The organism is Paracoccus sp. Arc7-R13, assembly GCF_004010775.1.
Classification (GTDB): domain Bacteria; phylum Pseudomonadota; class Alphaproteobacteria; order Rhodobacterales; family Rhodobacteraceae; genus Paracoccus; species Paracoccus marcusii.
The window spans coordinates 1,285,850-1,307,532 of sequence record NZ_CP034810.1 but is presented as its reverse complement, the minus strand read 5'-3'; the positions used below and the strand labels follow the sequence as shown (position 1 = coordinate 1,307,532).

General features: G+C 65.7%; 21 protein-coding genes, 1 tRNA gene and 1 riboswitch. Of the genes, 13 read left to right on the top strand and 9 right to left on the bottom strand.

Features of this window, described 5'->3' with window-relative positions:
- The first annotated feature begins 219 nt into the window (after positions 1–219).
- The 7 genes from EOJ32_RS06590 to EOJ32_RS06560 all read left to right on the top strand — a co-directional run bounded on the left by EOJ32_RS06590 (position 220) and on the right by EOJ32_RS06560 (position 8,497).
- A complete protein-coding gene (locus EOJ32_RS06590; RefSeq protein ID WP_127898021.1) occupies positions 220–882 on the top strand; it encodes a DUF2291 family protein in 663 nt (220 codons plus the stop codon).
- Positions 879–2,384, top strand: a complete 1,506-nt coding sequence (locus tag EOJ32_RS06585; protein WP_127898020.1) for a sugar ABC transporter ATP-binding protein — start codon at positions 879–881, stop codon at positions 2,382–2,384. Before EOJ32_RS06590 ends, EOJ32_RS06585 begins: the two co-directional genes overlap by 4 nt.
- 21 nt (positions 2,385–2,405) lie before the next feature.
- Positions 2,406–3,443 (top strand): ABC transporter permease, encoded by a 1,038-nt coding sequence (locus EOJ32_RS06580; RefSeq protein ID WP_042245462.1) that lies wholly within the window; start codon positions 2,406–2,408, stop codon positions 3,441–3,443.
- A gap of 97 nt (positions 3,444–3,540) precedes the next feature.
- Complete coding sequence (locus EOJ32_RS06575; protein WP_045982694.1) at positions 3,541–4,491, top strand: D-ribose ABC transporter substrate-binding protein; 951 nt, start codon at positions 3,541–3,543, stop codon at positions 4,489–4,491.
- A 58-nt stretch (positions 4,492–4,549) separates the two neighbouring features.
- Positions 4,550–5,350 (top strand): DeoR/GlpR family DNA-binding transcription regulator, encoded by an 801-nt coding sequence (locus EOJ32_RS06570; protein ID WP_127898019.1) that lies wholly within the window; start codon positions 4,550–4,552, stop codon positions 5,348–5,350.
- Between the two features lie 4 nt (positions 5,351–5,354).
- Positions 5,355–6,848 carry an FGGY-family carbohydrate kinase gene (locus tag EOJ32_RS06565; protein WP_127898018.1) on the top strand — a complete coding sequence of 498 codons (1,494 nt, stop codon included), beginning with the start codon at positions 5,355–5,357 and terminating at the stop codon, positions 6,846–6,848.
- Positions 6,845–8,497 (top strand): glycerol-3-phosphate dehydrogenase/oxidase, encoded by a 1,653-nt coding sequence (locus tag EOJ32_RS06560; protein WP_127898017.1) that lies wholly within the window; start codon positions 6,845–6,847, stop codon positions 8,495–8,497. Before EOJ32_RS06565 ends, EOJ32_RS06560 begins: the two co-directional genes overlap by 4 nt.
- On the opposite strand, the gene EOJ32_RS06555 is transcribed toward EOJ32_RS06560, so the two are convergent.
- On the bottom strand, positions 8,479–8,949 hold the full coding sequence (locus EOJ32_RS06555; protein WP_045981537.1) for a 6,7-dimethyl-8-ribityllumazine synthase: 471 nt from the start codon (positions 8,947–8,949) through the stop codon (positions 8,479–8,481). The genes EOJ32_RS06560 and EOJ32_RS06555 overlap by 19 nt on opposite strands.
- A 72-nt stretch (positions 8,950–9,021) precedes the next feature.
- Positions 9,022–9,155: riboswitch (FMN riboswitch) on the bottom strand.
- Between the two features lie 67 nt (positions 9,156–9,222).
- Positions 9,223–10,353 carry a tRNA guanosine(34) transglycosylase Tgt gene (gene tgt, locus EOJ32_RS06550; protein WP_127898016.1) on the bottom strand — a complete coding sequence of 377 codons (1,131 nt, stop codon included), beginning with the start codon at positions 10,351–10,353 and terminating at the stop codon, positions 9,223–9,225.
- Positions 10,354–10,480: 127 nt separating this feature from the next.
- Between tgt and EOJ32_RS06545 the strand changes: the two genes are divergently transcribed.
- From EOJ32_RS06545 to EOJ32_RS06530, 4 genes are all read left to right on the top strand, one after another.
- Positions 10,481–10,837: an SUF system Fe-S cluster assembly protein gene (locus EOJ32_RS06545; RefSeq protein ID WP_045981535.1), complete on the top strand. Its 357-nt coding sequence runs from the start codon at positions 10,481–10,483 to the stop codon at positions 10,835–10,837.
- 72 nt (positions 10,838–10,909) lie between these two features.
- Positions 10,910–11,281, top strand: coding sequence for an iron-sulfur cluster assembly accessory protein (locus EOJ32_RS06540; RefSeq protein WP_127898015.1), 372 nt, complete (start codon positions 10,910–10,912; stop codon positions 11,279–11,281).
- A gap of 57 nt (positions 11,282–11,338) precedes the next feature.
- Entirely contained in the window at positions 11,339–12,085 is a 747-nt protein-coding gene (gene tpiA, locus EOJ32_RS06535) for a triose-phosphate isomerase (protein WP_127898014.1), read from the top strand.
- A gap of 218 nt (positions 12,086–12,303) precedes the next feature.
- Positions 12,304–12,380, top strand: a tRNA-Arg gene (locus EOJ32_RS06530).
- A gap of 183 nt (positions 12,381–12,563) precedes the next feature.
- On the opposite strand, the gene EOJ32_RS06525 is transcribed toward EOJ32_RS06530, so the two are convergent.
- The 4 genes from EOJ32_RS06525 to EOJ32_RS06510 all read right to left on the bottom strand — a co-directional run bounded on the left by EOJ32_RS06525 (position 12,564) and on the right by EOJ32_RS06510 (position 17,583).
- The gene (locus tag EOJ32_RS06525) at positions 12,564–13,838 is read right to left on the bottom strand and encodes an FAD-dependent oxidoreductase (protein WP_240542510.1); all 1,275 of its coding nucleotides are present in this window, start codon (positions 13,836–13,838) and stop codon (positions 12,564–12,566) included.
- 25 nt (positions 13,839–13,863) lie between these two features.
- Entirely contained in the window at positions 13,864–14,274 is a 411-nt protein-coding gene (locus EOJ32_RS06520) for a helix-turn-helix domain-containing protein (protein WP_080620529.1), read from the bottom strand.
- A 137-nt stretch (positions 14,275–14,411) separates the two neighbouring features.
- The gene (locus tag EOJ32_RS06515; protein WP_080620528.1) at positions 14,412–17,063 is read right to left on the bottom strand and encodes a heavy metal translocating P-type ATPase; all 2,652 of its coding nucleotides are present in this window, start codon (positions 17,061–17,063) and stop codon (positions 14,412–14,414) included.
- A gap of 127 nt (positions 17,064–17,190) precedes the next feature.
- The gene (locus EOJ32_RS06510) at positions 17,191–17,583 is read right to left on the bottom strand and encodes a helix-turn-helix transcriptional regulator (protein ID WP_080620527.1); all 393 of its coding nucleotides are present in this window, start codon (positions 17,581–17,583) and stop codon (positions 17,191–17,193) included.
- Between the two features lie 342 nt (positions 17,584–17,925).
- On the opposite strand from EOJ32_RS06510, the gene EOJ32_RS06505 reads away from it, so the two are divergent.
- Positions 17,926–18,192, top strand: a complete 267-nt coding sequence (locus EOJ32_RS06505; protein WP_080620526.1) for a glutaredoxin family protein — start codon at positions 17,926–17,928, stop codon at positions 18,190–18,192.
- Positions 18,189–19,208 carry a 2Fe-2S iron-sulfur cluster-binding protein gene (locus tag EOJ32_RS06500; protein WP_240542509.1) on the top strand — a complete coding sequence of 340 codons (1,020 nt, stop codon included), beginning with the start codon at positions 18,189–18,191 and terminating at the stop codon, positions 19,206–19,208. Before EOJ32_RS06505 ends, EOJ32_RS06500 begins: the two co-directional genes overlap by 4 nt.
- A gap of 72 nt (positions 19,209–19,280) precedes the next feature.
- Here the strand turns inward: EOJ32_RS06500 and EOJ32_RS06495 are convergent, their stop codons facing one another.
- The 3 genes from EOJ32_RS06495 to EOJ32_RS06485 form a co-directional block, all read right to left on the bottom strand.
- Positions 19,281–20,732 (bottom strand): multicopper oxidase family protein, encoded by a 1,452-nt coding sequence (locus EOJ32_RS06495; RefSeq protein WP_080620525.1) that lies wholly within the window; start codon positions 20,730–20,732, stop codon positions 19,281–19,283.
- A gap of 36 nt (positions 20,733–20,768) precedes the next feature.
- The gene (locus tag EOJ32_RS06490; protein ID WP_127898013.1) at positions 20,769–21,158 is read right to left on the bottom strand and encodes a hypothetical protein; all 390 of its coding nucleotides are present in this window, start codon (positions 21,156–21,158) and stop codon (positions 20,769–20,771) included.
- 120 nt (positions 21,159–21,278) lie between these two features.
- A complete protein-coding gene (locus tag EOJ32_RS06485) occupies positions 21,279–21,671 on the bottom strand; it encodes a DUF305 domain-containing protein (RefSeq protein ID WP_080620524.1) in 393 nt (130 codons plus the stop codon).
- Positions 21,672–21,683 lie beyond the last annotated feature (12 nt).

The window sequence follows — 21,683 nt, the reverse complement described above, 5'->3', positions numbered from 1 at the left end:
GCCACGCGAATCGACCGGAGGGGAGGCCGGACCGCATGATGACTTTTGCCAGCACAGGCTTGCGCCCCGCATGCCCTCGCGCCATGGATGCGGCCCGTGCGGCGACCGCCACAGGACAGGCCCCGATGCGCATCCTCTCCGCGAGGTCGATCACGTGAAGTTATCATCAACCATGAGATGTGCGCCCGCCCGCCCCGTGTTCCAGCCAGAGGCAGACCGATGACCGACAGCACCACCGCCCCCCGGGCCCCCGCCGCCAGCCGTCGCGGCCTGATCCTGTCCGTGGCCCTGGGCCTGGCCGTCCTGGCCGTCCTGGCCGCCATCGCGCTGGATACCACCGTGGTGCAGGTCGGCTCCGAGGCGGATGCCCGCCGGCAGGCGTTTTCGCCCGACACCTATGGCACGCAGGAATTCCCGCGCATCCGCGACGCGGTGATCGAACGCGCCGTGCCCGCCACCGACCTGGCCGCGGCCATCGCCGCCGATCAGGACGCGGCCATCGCCGAATACGGCACGCCCGCATCGACCGGCGCCATCATGATGGTCACCGTGACCGGCACCGCCGGCGAGCCGCGGGCCGGAGTCTATCCGCTGACCGTCGAGGGCCTGCCCGAGGATCTGCGCATCCGCGTGCAGACCGGCCCCGCGATCAACGGCACCGACCTGCGCGACGCGCCGGGCGACATCGCCTTCGGCGCCTTCAAGAACCAGATCGAATACCAGGACGCGGGATCGGGCATCAACCGCGCCATGGCGGCCGAAGTGCTGGCCCCCATCGACACCACCGCCCTGGCGGGCAAGCAGGTGACGGTGACCGGGGCGTTCCGGCTGATCAACCCGTCGAACTGGCTGATCACCCCCGTCGCGCTGGAGGTCCAATGAGCGCCCAGGTCGTCCTTGCCGCCCGTAACGTGGCCAAGTCCTATGGCCAAGTCCACGCGCTGAAGGGCGTGAACTTCGACATCCATCGCGGCCAGGTCACCACCCTGTTCGGAGAGAACGGCGCGGGCAAATCCACGCTGATGAAGATCCTGTCGGGCGTGATCCAGCCCACATCGGGCCAGATCGTGCTGGACGGCAGGCCTGTGGCCTTCGCCAATGCCAATGACGCGCGCGACCGGGGGATTTCCATCATCCACCAGGAGCTGTCGCTGGCCCCGAACCTGTCGGTGCGCGACAACATCTTCATGGGGCGTGAGATCATGGGCCCCTTTGGCGTCGATTACGCCGAGGAGGACCGCCAGACCCGCGCCCTGATGGAGGAGCTGGAGGAGCAGATCGAGCCTTCGACCCTGGTCGAGGACCTGCGCCTGGGCCAGCAGCAGATCGTCGAGATCGCCCGCGCCCTGTCGGTGGATAGCCGCATCCTGATCATGGACGAACCGACCAGCGCGCTGTCCGCCAGCGAGGTCGAGGTGCTGTTCAAGGTCATTCGCGACCTGACCGCGCGGGGCGTCAGCATCGTCTATATCTCGCACCACCTGGAGGAGGCGCTGACCATCACCGACCATGCGGTGGTGCTGCGCGACGGGGTGATGACCGCCTATGCGCCGCGCGCCCAGATCGACCTGGAATGGATCGTGCGCAACATGGTCGGCGAGAATTACGACCTGGGATCGCCCCCGGACAGCACCATGGGCAAGGTCGCCCTGTCGATCCGCGACCTGTCGGTCCCGGACGCCACCGGCCAGGACCTGGTGCGCGGGCTGAACCTGGACGTGCGCGCCGGAGAGATCGTCTGCATCTATGGCCTGATGGGCGCGGGCCGCACCGAACTGCTGGAGACGGTCGCGGGGCGGCTGCGCGCCACCGGCGGCCAGATCGTGCTGGAGGGGCACGAGATCAGCCACCTGTCCATCGGCGAGCGCATCGCCCGCGGCCTGGCCCTGGTCCCCGAGGACCGCCAGCGCGACGGCCTGGTCCAGACCATGAGCGTCGGCCAGAACCTGTCGCTGGCCTCGATCGCGCGGTTCACACGGGGGCTGTTCACCAGCACCCGCGCCGAACGCGACCTGATCGACGACAGCATCCGCCGCGTGACGGTCAAGACATCGGGCGGCAGCGCCCCCATCGGGTCGCTGTCGGGCGGCAACCAGCAGAAGGTCGTGATCGGCAAGATGCTGGCCACCCGGCCCCGCGCGATCCTGCTGGACGAGCCGTCGCGCGGCATCGACATCGGCGCCAAGGCCGAGGTGTTCCGCCTGCTGGCGGAAGGCGCGCGCGCCGGGCTTGCGGTGGTGTATTCCACCTCCGAGGTCAGCGAATGCCTGTCCATCGCCCACCGAATCATCGTCATGCACAAGGGCCGCATCACGGCCGAATTCGACAGCACCGTGTCCAAGGACCGGATCATGGCCGCCTCGGGCGAGTCCGTGGCCGCCTGACGCGCCCGAGGGAGGGAACACATGTCCGCAACCACCACGACCGCCCCCGCGAAAGGCCGCCAGTTCCATCTGGGCCGCCTGCTGCTGGAAGGGCGCGCCTTCTTCGCGCTGATCGCCATCATCGCGGTCTTCTCGTTTCTGTCGCCAAACTACTTCACGCTGTCGAACCTGCTGATCATGTCCAGCCAGGTGGCGATCTTTGGCATCCTGTCCATCGGCATGCTGCTGGTCATCCTGAACGGTGGGATCGACCTGTCCGTGGGCTCCATCCTGGCGCTGTCGGGCGTGGTCGCCGGCGCGATGATGCAGGGGGTCGAACTGGATGCGCTTGGCGTGATCCTGTATCCGCCGGTCTGGGCGGTCGTGGTGCTGACGCTGTGCGTGGGCGCGGCCGTTGGCGCGGTGAACGGCGTGCTGGTCGCGATCTTCAAGGTGCCGCCCTTCGTGGCGACGCTTGGGGTCATGTACGTGGCGCGCGGCATCGCGCTGTTGATGACCAACGGGCTGACCTACAACAACCTGCGCGGGTCCGAGGCCTTGGGCAATACCGGCTTCAACTGGCTGGGCTTCTACCGCATCGGCGGCGTGCCCATCAGCGTGATCGTGCTAGCGGTCGTGGCGATCGCCGCGGGGCTGATGCTGGGCCGGTCGGCCTTCGGGCGCTGGCTGTACGCGTCGGGCGGGAACGAACGCGCGGCGGAACTGTCCGGCGTGCCGGTCAAGCGGGTCAAGATCACCGTCTACATGGTGTCGGGCGCGCTGGCCGCCGCCGCGGGGCTGGTTCTGGCGTCGCAGCTGACCTCGGCCGGACCCACGGCGGGCAACGCGTATGAACTGACCGCCATCGCCGCGGTCGTGATCGGCGGCGCGGCCCTGACCGGCGGGCGCGGCAACGTGCGCGGCACGATGCTGGGCGCCTTCGTCATCGGCTTCCTGTCGGCGGGCCTGGTGATCATCGGGGTCAGCTCCTACTGGCAGACGGTGTTCACGGGCGCGGTGATCGTGCTGGCCGTGCTGATGAACTCGCTTCAATACGGCAGCGGCACGCGCAAGACGTGAGGCCCTGCCCCCGACCTTCCCCGCGCGCCACAGGGATGGCGCGCGGAAAGACTGCCCCGCACCGGGCAGGATCACCACACCAAGGGAGAGAGACCAAATGATGAAGATGACGCGCCGGATGCTGATGGCCGCCGTGGCCACTGTGCCGCTGATGGCCGGATCGGCCTGGGCCGAGGGGCTGATCACCGTGATCGTGAACGATCCGGCCAACCCTTACTGGTTCACCGAGGGCGAAGTCGCCAAGGCCACCGCCGAGGAGCTGGGCTATACCGCCAACGTGGCCGCCCATCGCGGCGACACCAACACCGAAAGCACGCTGATCGACACCGCGATCACCAACCAGTCGGTCGCGATCATCCTGGACCCGGCCAACGCCGACGGTTCGGTCGGTGCCGTCCAGAAGGCCGTCGATGCGGGCATCCCGGTGTTCCTGGTCAACGCCGAGATCAACCAGGAGGGCCTGGCCAAGGCGCAGCTGGTGTCGAACAACGCGCAGGGCGCGGCCCTGGGCGCGCAGGCCTGGGTCGAGGCCATGGGCGAGGAAGGCGGTCAGTTCGTCGAGCTGTTCGGCAACCCCTCGGACAACAACGCCCAGACCCGTTCGAACGGCTACGAGACCGTGCTGAGCCAGTATCCCGAGTTCGAGAAGGTCGGCCAGGAGGTCGCCAACTGGGACCGCACCCAGGGCTATCAGCGCATGCAGTCGCTGCTGCAGGCGAACCCCGACATCACCGGCGTCATCTCGGGCAATGACGAGATGGCGCTCGGCGCCATCGCCGCGCTGAAGGAGGCCGGCAAGCTGGACGCCGTGACCGTGGGCGGCTTTGACGGCAGCCCCGACGCCGTGGAGGCGGTGAAGGCCGGAGAGATGGCTTATACCGTCCTGCAGCCCGTCGCTGTCTTCGCCGAGGAGGCCGTCCGCCAGGCCGACACCTTCATCAAGACCGGAGAGACCGGCGTCGAGACCGAAAAGCAGCTGTTCGACTGCCTGCTGATCACGCCGGAGAACGTGGACAGCTACAGCGCCGCCTTCGTTCTGGACCAGTGACGCCACCGGGGCGCGCGCCGTCACGCGCGCGCCCCACCCACGCAAGGGCCGCATCCCCATGGACATGATCCCCTCGGACAGCCGACAGGCCCGCCTGCAGGCGCGTCGCCAGCTGATCGCGCAGGCCGTCATGGCCGAGGGCAGCCTGCGGATCGAGGATCTGACCGACCGCTTCGGCATCAGCCTGATGACCGCGCACCGCGACCTGGACGAACTGGCCGGCAAGGGCCTGCTGCGCAAGTCGCGCGGCATCGTGTCCGCCGCCCCCACCAGCCTGATCGAGGCCAGCGACCTGTATCGCGACACCCGCCAGGGTCCGCAGAAATCCGCCATCGCGCAGCTGGCGGCCCAGCAGGTCGAACCGGGCCAGGCGGTGTTTCTGGACGACAGCACCACCGTGCTGCGCATGGTGCCGCATCTGGCCGCACGGGTACCGCTGACGGTCATCACCAATTCGCTGACGCTGATGAGCGCGATCAAGGAGATCGGCGACATGACGCTGCTGGGTCTGGGCGGCCAGTTCCACCATTGGTGCAACGCCTTCATGGGACCGCAGACCACCGCCCAGATCCGCCGCCTGCGCGCGGACGTGGCGATCCTGTCGATGGCCGCCGTCACCGACGACCAGGTCTTTCACCAGTCCCCCGAGATGGCCGAGACGAAGCGCGCCATGCTGGACGCCGCCAGCCGCCGCATCCTGCTGGCCGATCACACCAAGTTCACCCGCCGCGCCCTGCACTCGATGGGCGGCATCGAGGATTTCGACCTGATCGTCACCGACGACCGCACGCCCCCCGATCAGATCACCGCCCTGCGCCGCCGCGGTGTCGAGGTCCAGATCGCCTTGACGGGGGACTGACGCCATGCTGATCCTGGGCATCGACAACGGGCTGACCGTCACCAAGGCGGTGATCTTCGACGCCACAGGCCGGGTTCTAGCCACCGCGCGCCGCCGCGTGGCGCAGGTCATGCCCCAGCCCCGCCATGTCGAACGCGACATGGAGGACCTGTGGCGCCAGACAGCCGCCGCCGTAGCCGAGGCCATCGCCGCCTGCGGTCGCCCGGCCCGCGACATCGGCGCCATCGCCGCGACCGCGCATGGCGACGGGCTGTATCTGCTGGACCGGGCGGGCGCGCCTTTGGGGCCGGGTATCCTGTCGCTGGACAGCCGCGCGGGCGGCGTCGCGGATGGCTGGGTCGCGGACGGGACCGCCGCGCGCGCGCTGGCGCGGACGGGGCAGATGCCCCATGCCTCGGCGCCGTCGGCGATCCTGGCGTGGCTGCGCGACCATGACCCCGCGCGCTTTGCCGCGATCGGCCATGTGCTGGCCTGCAAGGACTGGCTGACCTATCGGCTGACCGGCCGCATCGGCACCGACCTGACCGAGGCCAGCACCGCTTTCACCGATGTCGCAACCCAAGGCTTCGCCCCCGACATCCCCGGCATCTTCGGCCTGCCGGGCCTGCCCTTGCCTGACATCGCCCTGCCCGATCAGGTCGTGGGCCATGTCACGGCGGATGCGGCCGCCCTGACCGGCCTGGCCGCGGGCACGCCGGTTGTGGCCGGACTGCATGACGTGACCGCATCGGCCCTGGGCTCGGGCGGGTACGGGCAGGGCTGCGTCGCCATCGTCGCCGGCACCTATTCCATCAACGAGACCGTCACCGACCGACCCCTATCCGATCCGCGCTGGTTCTGCCGCAATGGCATCTCGCGGGGCGAATGGAACGCCATGTCGATCTCTCCGGCGTCCGCCGCGAATTACGACTGGTTCCTGGACAGTCTGTGCCGCGAAGGGGGCGACCAGCCCGCCCATCTGCGCGTCATCCCGGAAATCGAGGCCGCCCTGGCCCGGCCCTCCAGCGCGCTGTTCCACCCCTACCTGTTCGGATCGCCCTATGGGGCGCAGGCCAGCGCGGGCTTCTTCGGCCTGCGCGGCTGGCAGGATCGCGGCGACATGCTGCGCGCCGTGATCGAGGGCATCGCCTTCAACCACCGCCACCACGTCGACGCCCTGCGCGACGGGTTCGCCCCCAGGGCGGCGCGGCTGACCGGCGGCATTTCCCGCGCGCCGCTCTTTGCACAGCTGTTCGCGGATGTGCTGGACATGCCCGTGACCGTCAGCGCGACCGAGGAGGCCGCAGCCTGGGGCGCGGCGCTCTGCGCGGGCGCGGGGGTCGGCATCTTCGCCTCGCCGCGCCACGACCCGCGCGACATGGGCGCGATCAGCACCACCCATCACCCCGACCCCGCCCGCGCCGCCGACATGGCGCGCCGCTATGGGGTCTTCACCGACCTGACCGCCGCCATGGCGCCGCTGTGGCCGCGGATCGAGGCCCTGCAGGACATCCCATGACCCAAGACATCGACGTGCTGATCCTGGGCGCGGGCATCAACGGCGCGGGCCTGTTCCGCGACCTGTGCGAACAGGGCGTCAACGCGGTGATCGTGGACAAGGCCGATTACGGCGGCGGCACCTCGGCCGCACCCTCGCGCCTGATCCACGGCGGCATCAAGTACCTCGAGACCGGAGAGCTGCGCCTGGTCGCGCAATCCACGCTGGAGCGGAACCTGCTGCTGAAAAACGCGCCGCATCTGGTCAAGCCCCTGCCCACGGTCATCCCGATCTTCTCCTGGCTGCGCGGCATCGGGCCGGCGCTGCGCACGCTGATGGGGTCGACCACCGCGCCCCGCAGCCGCGGCGCGGTGCTGATGAAGGCGGGGCTGGCGATGTACGACTTCTATGGCCGCCGCCACCGGGTCATGCCGCGCCATCAGCTGTGGTCGGGCGCCCGCGCGCTGCGCGAGATCCCGCCCCTGACCCCGCGCATCAAGGCCGCGGGACAGTATTACGACGCCGCCGTCACCCTGCCCGAACGGCTGGTCTGGGAGCTGGTGGCGGACGGGCTACGCGCCAACCCCGCCGCCCGCGCGCTGAACCACACCGCGCTGACCGGCACCGACGGCGACGTGATCCACCTGACCGGCCCGCAGGGCGCGCTGTCCCTGCGCCCGCGCATCGTGGTGAACGCCGCCGGTCCCTGGATCGACCGCGTGAACGCCGCCCTTGGCGCGCCCACGCGGATGATCGGCGGCACCAAGGGCTCGCACATCCTGCTGGACCACCCCGAGCTGCTGGCCGCGCTGAAGGGCCGCATGATCTATTTCGAGGCCGATGACGGGCGCATCTGCTTGGTCTTTCCCTATCTGGACCGCGCGCTGGTCGGCTCCACCGACATCCGCGCCGACGACCCCGACGACGTGGCCTGCGACGACGCCGAGATCGCCTATTTCCTCGACGCGCTGCGCGGCCTGCTGCCGGGGCTGCATTTCGACGACAGCCAGATCGTCTATGCCTATTCCGGCATCCGCCCCCTGCCCGCCTCGGATGCGGCCAATCCCGGCCTGATCAGCCGCGACCATTCCGCGCCGGAGATCGCCCCCGACGCCAACCGCCGCTGGCCGATCATTGCGCTGGTGGGCGGCAAATGGACCACGTTCCGCGGCTTCGCCGAGGAGGTCGCCGACGATCTTCTGGCGCGCCTGAACGCGTCCCGCCGCATCGCCACCGACAGGCTGCCCATCGGCGGTGGCCGTGATTACCCGGCCGATGCGGGCGCGTGGAGCGACGATGCGGCCCGGCGCACCCTGGCCGCGCCCGCCCGCACGCGCCATCTTCTGGCGCGCTACGGCACGACGGCGGCGGCGATCCTGGCGGTCGAAGGCGCGGCGCCCATCATGCTGGCCGACAGCGATCACAGCGAACAGGAGCTGGTCTGGATCATCCGCAACGAACAGGTCGGCACCCTGGCCGATCTGGTCATGCGCCGCACCGCGCTGGCCGTCACCGGCCATCTGTCGGCCCGCGACCTGGCGCGCATCGCCGATCTCTGCGCGGCGGCGCTGGATTGGGACGCCGCGCGGCGCGACCGCGAACTCAAGGAGACACAGGCGATGCTGCTGACGCGGCACCGCCTGCGGATGGATCAGGCCGCGTCGGCCTGATCCAGACGGGCCAGACGCCCCTCGACGGCCAGCATCTGCGCGACCGCATGGGCGGCCTCGGCGCCCTTCTTCACGAAATGCTCGCGATAGAAACCGGTCAGCAGCTCGGTCTCCTGGTAATTGTGCGGCGTCAGCGACACCGAGAACACCGGCACGCCCGTGTCCATGCCCGCCTGCATCAGGCCGCTGACCACCGCGCCCGCGACGAAATCATGGCGATAGATGCCGCCATCGACCACCAGGGCCGCGGCCACCACGGCGTCATACTTGCCAGTCAAAGCCAGCTTCTTGGCCAGCTGCGGCATCTCGAACGCGCCGGGCACGTCCCATGCCTCGATCTGCGCACCGGGCATCAGGCTGGCGGCCTGGGTCAGGAAACCTTCATGCGCGCGGTCCACGACATCGGCGTGCCAGCGCGCCTTGATGAAGGCGATACGGGGGGATTTGGTCATCTTTCAGGAACCTTACGTAAGTTGCGTCAGGCCCCCAAGGCATACCACCGCGCGCGCCGGGGTGGGACACGGGGCGGTTCTCTTCCATCCGGACTATACCGTCGGCCCCGGAATTTCACCGGATCTGCTGACCCCCCTGCCATGGCAAGGGGCGCTCGCGGGCTGTCACCGCCGGTGGGGAATTGCACCCCGCCCTGAGAACACCGTCAAGATAACGCCTCCGCCTGCCCGCGCCAAGGCCCGGACGGGGAAATTCCGTCCAAGGTCGCGGCGTCATACGGGTTCGATATCGCCTTCCGCGCGGCGCGCGTGGAATTCGGCCACAAAGGCGTCCAGCCGCCCCGCCGCGATCGCGTCGCGCAGCCCCGCCATCAGCTGCTGATAGTAATGCAGGTTGTGCCAGGTCAGCAGCATGCCGCTGATCATCTCCTTGGCGCGGAAGACGTGATGCAGATAGGCGCGGGAGTAGCCCCGGCAGCAGGGGCAGGTGCAATCCTCGTCCAAGGGACGCGGATCGTCCTGGTGGCGGGCGTTCTTGATGTTGACCTGCCCGCGCGGGGTCCAGGCCTGACCGGTCCGCCCAGAGCGCGAGGGCAGCACGCAATCCATCATGTCGATGCCGCGCTGGACCGCGCCCACGATGTCGTCGGGCTTGCCCACGCCCATCAGATAGCGCGGCTTGTCCACCGGCAGGAAGCCGGGGGCATAGTCCAGCACGCCGAACATCGCCTCCTGCCCCTCGCCCACGGCCAGGCCGCCGACCGCATAGCCGTCAAAGCCGATCGCCTGCAGGGCCTGCGCGCTCTCCTCGCGCAGCTCGCGGGTGACGCCGCCCTGCATGATGCCGAACAGCGCATGCCCCGGCCGGTCGCCGAAGGCGTCGCGCGACCGCTGCGCCCAGCGCATCGACAGGCGCATCGACTCGGCCACCGCCTCCTCGGTCGCGGGCAGCGCGGGGCATTCGTCGAAGCACATCACGATGTCGCTGCCCAGAAGGCGCTGGATCTCCATGCTGGTCTCGGGCGACAGGAAGTGCTTGGACCCGTCGACATGGCTGGAGAAGGTCACCCCCTCCTCGGTCAGCTTGCGCAGGCCCGCCAGCGACATCACCTGGAACCCGCCGCTGTCGGTCAGGATGGGCTTCTGCCAGTTCATGAAGCGGTGCAGCCCGCCTATGCGCGCGACGCGTTCGGCGCCGGGGCGCAACATCAGGTGATAGGTGTTGCCCAGCAGGATGTCCGCGCCCGTGGCCGCCACGCTGTCGGGCAGCATCGCCTTGACCGTCGCGGCCGTCCCCACCGGCATGAAGGCCGGGGTGCGGATCCGGCCGCGCGGCGTGTCGATGACGCCGGTGCGCGCGGCGCCGTCGGTCGCCTGGAGGGTGAAGTCGAAACGCGTGGTCATGGGTCCGCCCGAGCCTTTTGGAACCGGCCGCTTGTAGCGCCGCCCCCCGCCCGGCGCAATGCGGGCCGCCACTGGACCGCGGGCGGCCGGTGCCCTATATAATCGGTCGGAATTGAAGGATGCTCCGATGACCGAACCCCTGATGGAAGGCGCGCCGCTGATCGCGCCGTCTTCGACCGACCATCCCCTCTACGAACCCATCGTTGAGGCGTGCAAGACCGTCTATGACCCCGAGATCCCGGTCAACATCCACGATCTGGGCCTGATCTACACGATCGACATCAACGACGCCTCCGAGGTGCGGGTGATCATGACCCTGACCGCGCCGGGCTGCCCCGTCGCCGGAGAGATGCCCGGATGGGTCGCCGACGCGGTCGAGGCCGTGCCCGGCGTCAAGCAGGTCGATGTCGAGATGACCTTCCAGCCGCAATGGGGCATGGACATGATGTCCGACGAGGCGCGTCTGGAGCTTGGCTTCATGTGATCGCCGGGGGCGGGCTTGAACCCCTGCCCCCCGCGTGACTATCTTGAGGCCAAGCCCCGAAAGGATCGTCCCATGTTCGCCATGCCCGGCACGCCCCCTGTCACCATCACCCCCGCCGCCGCCGCGCGGATCGCGCAGCTGATGGCGGGCAAAAACGCCTACGGCCTGCGCATCGGGCTGAAGAAGGGCGGCTGCGCGGGCATGGAATACACGATGGAGCTGGCCCAGACCCCCACCGCGAACGAAGAGGTGGTCGAACTTGACGGCGCGCGCGTCATCATCGCGCCCATGGCGCAGATGTTCCTGTTCGGCACCCAGATCGACTATGAGACCGGTCTGCTGGAGCAGGGCTTCCGGTTCCGCAACCCCAACGTCACCGACAGCTGCGGCTGCGGAGAGTCGGTGAACTTTGCCCCGATCGAGGGCAGCCGCGCGCAGAGCTGAGCCTTGCACGGGGGCGGGAGGCTGGCTAAGCCTGTCCCGAACCCACGGAGGACCCCCATGGCACCGCGCAAACTTGCCGCTGGAAACTGGAAGATGAACGGCGATCTGGCCGCGCTGGATCAGCTGGACGACATGGCCGCCGCCGCCGAAGGCGCGACCTGCGACGTCCTGATCTGCCCGCCAGCCCTGCTGATCCACCCGATGATGGCCCGCATCGGCGCCAGCGACCTGCTGGTCGGCGGGCAGGACTGCCATCACGCCGACAAGGGCGCCCATACCGGTGACATCGCCGCTCTGCAGCTGCGCGACGCGGGCGCGACGCACGTCATCCTGGGCCATTCCGAACGCCGCGCCGATCACCGCGAGACCGACGCCATGGTGCGCGCCAAGGCGCAGGCCGCCCATGCCGCGGGCCTGACCGCCATCATCTGCGTCGGCGAGACCGAGGCCGAACGCGACGCCGACCGCACCCTGGACGTGATCGCCACGCAGCTGGCCGGGTCCGTCCCGGACGGCGCCAACGCCCGCAACACCGTCCTGGCCTATGAGCCGGTCTGGGCGATCGGCACCGGACGCACGCCGACGCTGGATCAGATCGCCCAGGTGCACGCGCTGATGCGCGACCACCTGTCCGCGCGCCTGTCCGACGGAGCCGATGTCGCGCTGCTCTACGGTGGCAGCGTCAAGCCCGCGAATGCGGCCGAGATCTTTGCCATCGCGCATGTGAACGGCGCGCTGGTGGGGGGCGCCAGCCTGAAGGCCGCCGACTTTGTCCCGATCATCATGGCCCTGGACGCCGCCTGATCGATTTTCACCATTGCGTCGCCTGACCCCGCCGGGTAATCAGGCGGCGCGTGCACCCGTAGCTCAGCTGGATAGAGCGCTGCCCTCCGAAGGCGGATGTCAAGTCCGGCAATGTGAACGAGTGAGTAAAAAAGTAGAAGTAAAACAGTAACTTGCGGGCTTCGATTTTTGGGGTTAACACTCGCTCGAAAACCGCGTAAGCACTGCGTAAGCAGTAGGCACCCATAGCTCAGCTGGATAGAGCGCCACCCTCCGAAGGTGGAGGCCTCAGGTTCGAATCCTGATGGGTGCGCCATTCTCCCCTAATCGTTGATTGCTGGTTCTTCGAAACGGGCAGAGAATCTCCCGTGCTGCGGCGGATGGCGAGAATGTCAGCGGGAAATTCACCAGCGAACGATAATCCCTTTCTCGCAAGCTAGTCTCTACGGTGAAGGTGACATCGGCCAAGGTGCCTAGGTCAAGCACCTGCTCCATAGTTTTATCGGGGCGGAGCCGCAGACTTCCTGAGCGAACAGGACCAATCGACTAGCTGTGTGCGAACATGCTCGGGACGAAAGCCAAGTCCGATGAGGCGGCCGGTCAGCCGGGGCAACAGTGGCGACCGGGCAATCAGGCGCATGAAGAGAGGAGGCTTCGGACTTCGTGCGCTGTCTGCCTCACCCGCACGCTTTCGGCTGCGCATCATCAGTTGTAGTTTTTGGGTCGCTCTGGTTGGAAAGGCGCGTCGGCGCTGCACGGCCTCCAGCAAGCGCGTTTTCATTCGTCCTTCGCGCAAGGCTTCAGCCAGTAGGTTGGCCGTCGCTATAGCGTCCTGAATAGCGAGGTTCACACCAACGCCGCCAATCAGCGACATGGCGTGTGCGGCATCCCCGATAAACAACAGGCCGGGTTTCCACCACGTCTTCAGGCGGTCGATCCGAACGCTCAGCAGATGCACGTCATCCCAAGAGCGGATCTCCTTGAAGCGGTCCGCAGGCAAAGGTGCGACCTCAGCGATCCTTGCGCGAAGCGCACCAATTCCGCCGTCCTTCAGCGCGTCGACGGTCCCCTTGGTGATGACGTAGCCGCACTGCCAGTAGTCGCCTCGGTCGATCAGAACCAGCCCCTGTCGCGGGCCGGCATGGCTCATCGCTTGCTGGGGATCGCCGGCCTTTTTCGAGACCTTCATCCATAGAATATCTGTGGCCGTGCCAAAGCTCTGAAACTCAAGTCCCGCAGCCTTGCGGGTGGCGGAATTGCGTCCGTCGGCACCGATTACGAGATCGGCATCAAGAACCAGATTGCGGTCGCTCTGGCGAGCATTCACGCCGACAACTCGACCTGCTTCCCAACGGAGCGACGTTATCTCGGTCGACATCAGCAAGCGGAAGCGCGGAAATCCCGCTGCCTTCCGTGCCAGAAAATTCAGGAAATCCCATTGGGGCATGAACGCGATGAACTTGGCGCGCGTCGGCAGTTTGGAGAAGTCTGCGATCGTGACCTTGCGTCCTTCGATCTCAGCGTGGAGCTGATAGGCTTTCTGATGGGGAAGCGTGAGAAGTTCGTCGAGATAGCCAAGCTCGTGCATTGCTTCGAGTGTCGAAGGATGGATGGTATCTCCACGAAAATCGCGCAGGAAGTCCTGGTGCTTCTCGATGACCGTTACGTCGACCCCGGATCGGGCCAGAAGGAGTCCGAGCATCAGGCCGGCCGGTCCCGCCCCCACGACGACGCAGCTCTGGCTCCTTTCCAGATTGGAATAAAGGTATCTCAACTCCATACCTCCTGTCGTTTCGAGGCTAGTGGAGGGGCTTATCCGCATGATCTGTCGCCGTGCTGCAGCAATAGGGCGCGTCGTCCCCATCGCTCTCGCCTTCGGCGACCCGCTTGATCACCTTTTCAAGGTCTTCCAGTTGAGCGATCTTCTCCTCGACGGAAGCGAGCTGCTGTTTTGCGATACGGAGTGCCTCGGGCGAACGCGAGGCCGAGACGTCGGCTAGATGAAGCAGATCCCTGATCGCATCGATGTCAAACCCGAGATCCCGCGCCCGGCGAATGAACAGTAATCGTTTGACCGCATCATGATCGTAGCGTCTCTGATTGCCCTTGTTTCGCAAGCCCTCGGGCAAGAGACCGATCTGCTCGTAATAGCGGATCGTTGGAATCTTGACCCCCGTGATCTGGGAGAGTTTGCCGATGCCCAGGTCCATGGCTGTTGTCCTTTCTGAAGGGTGGTGCCAGTTCATGAATGGGTTTTCCGAGCGCGATGTTCGCCGTTGCTACGATTGGTTCCGGCCGGGCAAAGCCGCCCGTCAAGTTTGACGGACGGCTTCTTCGACGGGAGGGATCAGTAGCTCTCGGCTGGTATCAGGGGGCGTGAAGACGTGCCGTCGTCACGTTCGTCGTCGTTCGACTTCGCCCCCTTGAAGCGCAAGAGCCGGAGCGCATTCAGCGTCACGATCGCGGTGGCGCCGGTATCGGCGAGGACTGCGATCCAGAGGCCGGTGATCCCTAGGACGCTGGTAACGAGAAACAGGCCCTTCAGCGCCAAAGCGAAGACGACGTTCTGATGGATGTTGGCCATTGTCGCACGGGACAGCGCCACAAGATGGGCAACATCCGTCACTCGGCTCTTCAGCAGGGCGGCGTCCGCCGTCTCGATTGCCACGTCGGTTCCGCCGCCCATGGCGATCCCGACATCGGCGGTTGCGAGCGCAGGGGCATCGTTGATTCCATCACCGACCATAGCCACCTTGGTCGTTCGTTTCATCTCGTTCACGAGATCGAGCTTGTCCTGCGGCAGAAGCTCGGCGCTCCATTCGATACCAAGACCCTTGGCGATCGCCTGAGCGGTGCGCCGATTGTCGCCGGTCAGCATCACGGAACGAACGCCCATCGCTTTGAGCCGGGCAATCCCCTCGGGCGCGTCTCGCCGCGGTTCGTCGCGCAAGGCGATCAGGCCGATTGCTTCCCGCGTCCCCTCATCAAAGAGGACGGCAACGGTGTTGCCGCGATCTTCGAGCCCTTCGATTGCGCTCTGCTCGTGCTTACCGATCACTACCACGTTCGCGGCATGGCTCGGGGAGCCGACGGCAAGGCGGCGCCCGACGACCGTGGCATGGACTGCCTTCCCGGCCGTCGCAGAGGCGTCCTGCGCCGGAGGGACCGCTATGCCGGAAGCCTCTGCTCGGTTGATGATCGCCTTGGCAAGCGGATGGCTGGAACCCGTCTCGACCGCTGCCGCCAATGCGATGACGTCCTTCTCCTCGTTCTTGCCGAAGGCCACCGTTTCGGTGACGCGCGGCTTGCCCTCAGTAAGCGTCCCTGTCTTGTCGAAGGCGATAGCATTCACCTTGCCGATGGTTTCGAGGGCGTTGCCGCCCTTGATCAGCAGGCCGCGGCGGGTGCCGACGGCAAGGCCCGAGGCGATCGCCGCAGGCGTCGAGAGAACGAGCGCGCAGGGACATGCGATCAGCAAGAGCGCGAGGCCGCGATAGATCCAGGTGTCCCAATCGCCGCCCATCGCCAGTGGCGGCACGATGACGATCAGCGCAGCGATCAGCATCACGGCCGGGGTATAGTAGCGGCTGAAATTCTCGATGAAACGTGCGGTAGGAGCCTTGGCGGACTGAGCCTGCTCGACGAGCTGGATGATGCGCGAGATCGTGTTGTCGGCAGCGGCCTTTTCGACGCGAACCTTGAGAACGCCATCGACATTGATGGACCCAGCATAAATGCTCTCGCCCTTGGCTTTGGCGCGCGGGACCGATTCTCCGGTGATGGGCGATTCGTCGAGGCTGGAAGTGCCTTGGACGATCTGTCCGTCGGCCGGCACTCGGTCGCCGGGCCGCACAAGAACAAGGTCGTTCACGCGCAAGGAAGTCGCCGGGACGCTGCGCTGAGCGCCGCTGGGATCAAGCAGAATTGCGGTCTTTGGCACCAGCGACGCAAGGGCCTTTATGCCAGCGCGAGCGCGTCCGGCTGCAACGCTTTCAAGCAACTCGCCGACCGCGAACAGGAACACCACCGCAGCCGCCTCTTCGGCCTCGCCGATCACCAAGGCGCCGATCGCGGCCACGCTCATCAGTGTCTCAATCGAGAATGGCGACCCTGACGTCGCGAGAGCAAACGCCTTGCGGGCGAACGGCAGGACGCCTGCGACGACGGCGAGTGCAAAGATCCACTCTGCATAGAGGGGGATAAACTGGGCGATGAGGTAGGCCGAGCCCATCAGCAGACCGAGGCCGATGACGTGCTTGCCCTTGCGAGTCTGCCACCAGCGTTGATTGCGCATGGCTGGCGCGGGCGCAACGTCCACGGCGACGTCGGACGAAGACGAAAGTTCGCGTGTGTTGGATACCCCGAAGCCGAGGCTCTTGATGGTCCTTTCGATGTCGGCAACCTTGGTGCCCGAGCCGGGAACCAAGTTGAGTTCAAGCATTTCGGTCGTGAAGTTCACGCGAATGTCGGAAACATCGGGCATTCTTGCAAGTGCGACTTCGATCTTGCCGACGCAACTCGCGCAATCCATGCCCTCGACCCGCATCGAGACATTGGGCGGAGATGTCGGATCTGTGCGCGAGACCGGCGTTTGCGCGAGCTGACCATGATCGTGGCCACCGCAGTCGCTGTGATCATGATGATGCGCATGGTGGTGATCGTGCCCATGATCATGCTCACCGGAGCAGCCGCTGTGGTCATGCCCGCTGTGCGCTTCGGAATGCCGGGCGGGCGTCGATGGAATGACGGCGGGCGGTAGCTCGGTCACATCGAAGCCGAGCGCGCGGATCTTCCTGGCGATGTCGTTCGACGTCGTTGTGCTGGCCGTATCGCGGGAAAGCTGCAGCGTCTCGGTGGCAAAATTGACGGTAACGTCAGTGATGCCTCCCAGACGGTTCAGTGCAGTCTCGATCTTGCCGACGCAACTTGCGCAATCCATGCCCTCGACGCGAAAGCCCAAGCGCTCACCGCCGCTAGGTGCTGAAAGTCCCGTTGTCATTCCGATCTCCTTTCTCACCACGCGGTGGGCGCGTGCGCAGGCCCCGCATGGCCACGAAAGGAGTCAATACCACGATTGAACAACTATTCAAGCGTATGTTGATAGTATCGGCTTTCGCGGTTTCAGATCACTCCTCGGCGTGATCCTCGGAGATGTGCGTCGCCATGTCGTGGAGAACCTGACGGACATGCTCGTCGGCGATCTCGTAAAAGATCTGCTTGGCCTGGCGCTCGCCCTTGACGAGACGGGCACCGCGCAGCAGGCGCAGATGATGGCTGACCAGGGATAGGGACAGGTCGATTTTCTCCGCGATCTCGCCGACCGAAATCGGACCGGGCATGCAGCTCAGGAGGATTTTCAGCCGTGAAGGATCGCCGAGAAGCCGGAAGGTTTCCGCCAGGATCGTCACCTCGTTCTGCGAGAGCGAGGAATGGTCGAGGTGGCTGCGTGTCTCTGTTGCGCTCGGGGTTGCGGCCTCGGCCTGCTTTTCGACCCGTAGTTTCGGTTTACCGGCAGTCATCAGCGATTTTCACCTGTGTCTTGAGGCGGTTCACGCCCGTTTGATGGCAACGTGTCGGCCACGTCGATTTGTCTCGTCCAATCTACCGGAAGGCTGCGCGATCTCAATGCGCAACAGGCCCGATACTTCCCGATCAGCGAGTCGGAGCGATCGTAGCCGGCACCACGTCAGTCTTCATCTGCTGATGTCGTCCTGCGCTTCGGAAATTTCGACCCCGGAGCAAGAACAGCCTTGACTTTACAAGCGCTGGAAGCCGCACGCTGACGGCAATCCACTCTTCCGGGAGGCCGTTTGACGGTCTGCCGGAAGCCAATCCACGTCTAAAGCAAGAAGGGCAAGGACATGCCAGAAGCCAACACGCCACACATCCTCATCTATACGACGCCGACCTGCCCGGACTGCCATGCACTCAAGCGTTGGCTGGCCCAGCAGGGTCTCGCCTATGAGGAGCGTGACCTGACCGACCCCAAGATCGCCGAGGAGGCAAAGGCACGCACGGGTGTCAGGGTCGCTCCTATTACAATCGTAGGGTCGGAAGTTTTCTACGGAACCTTCCCAAGCCAGAAGCCGGGACTCGTCAAGGCTCTAGGTTTGACCGGGAGTGCATGATGACGACCAGGTTCGTTGATATTCGGCAGGCACGGGTCAGTCTGGAGGTCCAGGAGGGACAAACCATCCTCGACGCAGCACTTGCCGCAGGCATACCTTATCCCCACGGCTGCCGTTCCGGCCGCTGCGGCTCGTGCAAGTCACGTCTGATCGAGGGCGAGGTGGAACTGCTCCAGCATTCTCGCTTCGCCCTCAGCGAGGAAGAGAAGGCCGACGGCCTGATCCTGGCATGCCGCGCGGTGCCGCAGACCGATGCGGCTGTCGCCTGGCTTGGCAGCGATGACGATGATGCGGTTGAGGCTCCTCGACGGGTGGAGGCCATCGTGTCCGGCCTCGATGACCTTACCCACGACATCAAACTGGTGCGAATCTCGCCTGTGGATGGCTCCCCGTTGCTCTTCACGGCCGGACAGTATGCCCAGGTCGGATTCGATGGTGTGCCCGCGCGCAGCTACTCCATGGCCAATCGTCACGGCGACGACAGCCTCGAATTTCACATTCGCAAGGTTCCGGGCGGCGTCACCTCGCAGCACGTCCATGAGGCACTGAAGGCCGGTGACAAGCTGACGCTCGAATTTCCACTAGGCTCCTCCTATCTGCGCCAGCATCATTCCGGCCCGATCCTGTGCATCGCCGGCGGTTCCGGTCTGGCGCCGATCAAGTCGATCGTGGAAACAGCCCTTGCGCACGGCATGAAGCAGCCGATCCATGTCTACTTCGGCGCACGCGGCGCGCGTGATCTCTATCTCGTCGAGCATTTCGAGACCCTGGCGGACCGCCACAACAATCTCAGCTTTACGGCTGTCTTGTCCGATACACAGGTAGCCCCCCATCGGCACGGGTTCGTGACCGACGCGGTGGCCGAGGATCTCGCGGACTTCGACGGGTGGAAAGCCTATGTCGCAGGCCCGCCCCCGATGGTTGATGCGGCGATGGCAATGGCATTTGCGCGCGGGCTGCGACCCGAGGACATGCACGCCGACGTTTTCTTCACGCCCGAAGGGCAGGAAGGCTAGTCGCCTCGTTCAATGAAATCAGGCGAGAGCCTGCGCTGCGAGGAATCGCGGCGCAGGCTTTTTTCATTCATTTCAGGCGGATATGCTGAGCTCGGTCATCATGCCGGTCTGGAGATGCGGCATATGATGGCAGTGCAGCATCCAGCGCGCCGCCTCTCCGGCGTCGAGCGCGACGGTCACCATGGCCATCGGAGGAACATAAACGGTGTCGCGCCGTGCCCCATCGAAGCGCTTGCCGTTGATGTCCACGACCTGGAAGACATGGCCGTGCAGATGCATCGGATGCCCCATCATCGACATATTGTGAAACATGATCTCGACCCGCTCGCCCGTCTTTGCAAGGAGGGGCTTGTGATCTCCCCAGACCTTGCCGTCGATGGTCCAGACATAGGGCTGCATCGAGCCGCCCAGCATAACCATGTGGCTGCGCTGTGGCGCACGCGAGGGAAGGCCGTCCGAGGCGCGCAGCTTCAGCTCTTGCGACAGGTCGATGTCGAACGCAGGCGCATCCGCTTCGCCAAGCGCCGGGATCTTCTCAATGGTCGCGCCGGGCGTGGCGAGGATCAACCCCGTGCGCTCCTTCGACCCCTCGCGCGACGCAAGCACGGGCCACGCCCCTTCACCGGCAAGCTCCAGATCCAGATCGAGGCGTTGGCCCATGGCGATACCGAAACGACTGCCTTCGAGGCCCGCGATGGCATGGCCGTCGACTGCCACGAGTCTCGCAGACAGCCCACCCGTATCGATCCAGAAAACAGTGGCCGAGGCGCCGTTGATCACCCGCAGCTTTACCCGTCCGCCCTTCTCGACCATGATGATCTCCGGGTCGGACAAGGTGCGGTCGTTGGTCAGGTAGGCGTCCCAATTGTAGTCATTCAGATCCATGGCCATGCCCTGCATCGAGGACATATCCATCTGCATGCCTGAATGGTCCATCGAGGCGCCGGGGGCGGCGTGGCCTCCCATGGCGCTCATATCGTGGCCGCCGCCGTGCCCGCCGGTGATCTCCTGCATGACCTCTTCGGGCGCCTTGAACGAGAAGTCATGGAGAAACATCACGACTTCCTGGCGGTCGGCCGCCACGTCTTCGGCGCTGCGCACGATCAGCGGCGCGGCGAGCAGGTTCATCTCCTGGAGCGGGATGTGCGCGTGCATCCAGTATGTGCCGGGGAGCGGCTCGTAGTCATAGGAGCGCGTTTCGTCGGGTTGCAGCATCGGCTGTGGCAGATCCGGGACGCCATCCTGCTCGTTGGGCGGGATCTGGCCATGCCAATGGATGAGGGTCGGAACATCCAGGCGATTGGTAAGACTGGCGCGAAAGCGTTGGCCTGGATTGAGAACCAATCCCTGTCCACTCGGGCCTTCCAAGCCGAAGACTGTGGCGGCGCGTCCATTGACGTCCAGCACCCGTGTCGCGGCGCTGAGCGATATGGCGTTTTGCGCCATGGCAAAGCGCGGTAGAGCTGCTGTGGACAACGTGGCAGCGCTTGCGGCAAGAAAGCCGCGTCGTGAAATAAGTGTCATTTTCGGTCTCCTGGGAGAACTATGCTCCCTCTGAGTTCAGATCGGCGTGCGCTTATGCAGCCACTGGTTTTCAGCGAGACTGGGATTGGGAGGGCGTTCATTCCGTTCGGGGCTGAGACCGGCGAGGTTCGTCGTCTCCGGTAGTGCCCAACGCGCCGAGGTAGGCTGAATCGCATTTCCGGGCTGGTCAGACACGAACCAAGAGCCCATGCCAGAGCATACGAAGTAGCAGAAGCCATCGCTTCCGGAACAGATTCGATCTTCCTGACATGCCTCGGGAGAGGAGTATGCGGTGCGATGCGGCGCTTCGTGTTTTGAGGCGATCGTTTGGGAGACGGTGGCCATGCGGGCGCCGTGCGCCGGCACAGCCAACGCCACCGTGACGAAGGAGAAGATCATCAGCACTGCGATGAACAGACGACGCATCGGCGTCAAAACTCCTTGTCAGACAACATTCCGCGCATCCTTGGCTGGATGAATCTTATATGTCGCAACCGCCGCCGCGCATCATTGCTGACGCACCGCGGCGGTTCCTACATATCAAAATCACTGGCCGCGCGCGGCGAGCCATTCCCGCATCATAGCGATCTCACCTTCTTGGGCCGAGATCACCTCCTCGGCGAGTTTGCGGACCTCGGGGTCAGTGCCGTATTGCAGCACGATCCGCGCCATGTCGATCGCGCCCTGGTGGTGCGGGATCATGCCGCGCATGAAGTCGATGTCGGCGTCGCCGGTGAAGTCGACTGTCATGTCGGCGTGCATACGGTTATTGGCTTCGATGTAAGCCTGCGTGGATGGGTTGTCGGAGGCCGGCATCGAATGCCCCGGCATGTCGTGGCCTTGCATGGTGGTATCCGTGTTCAGTTGGCTTTGTGCGATGGCGAGGCCGGCGCTGATGGCGAGTGCGCCGCCAATGAAAATCGGGGTCAGCTTGTGCATGATCTTGCTCCT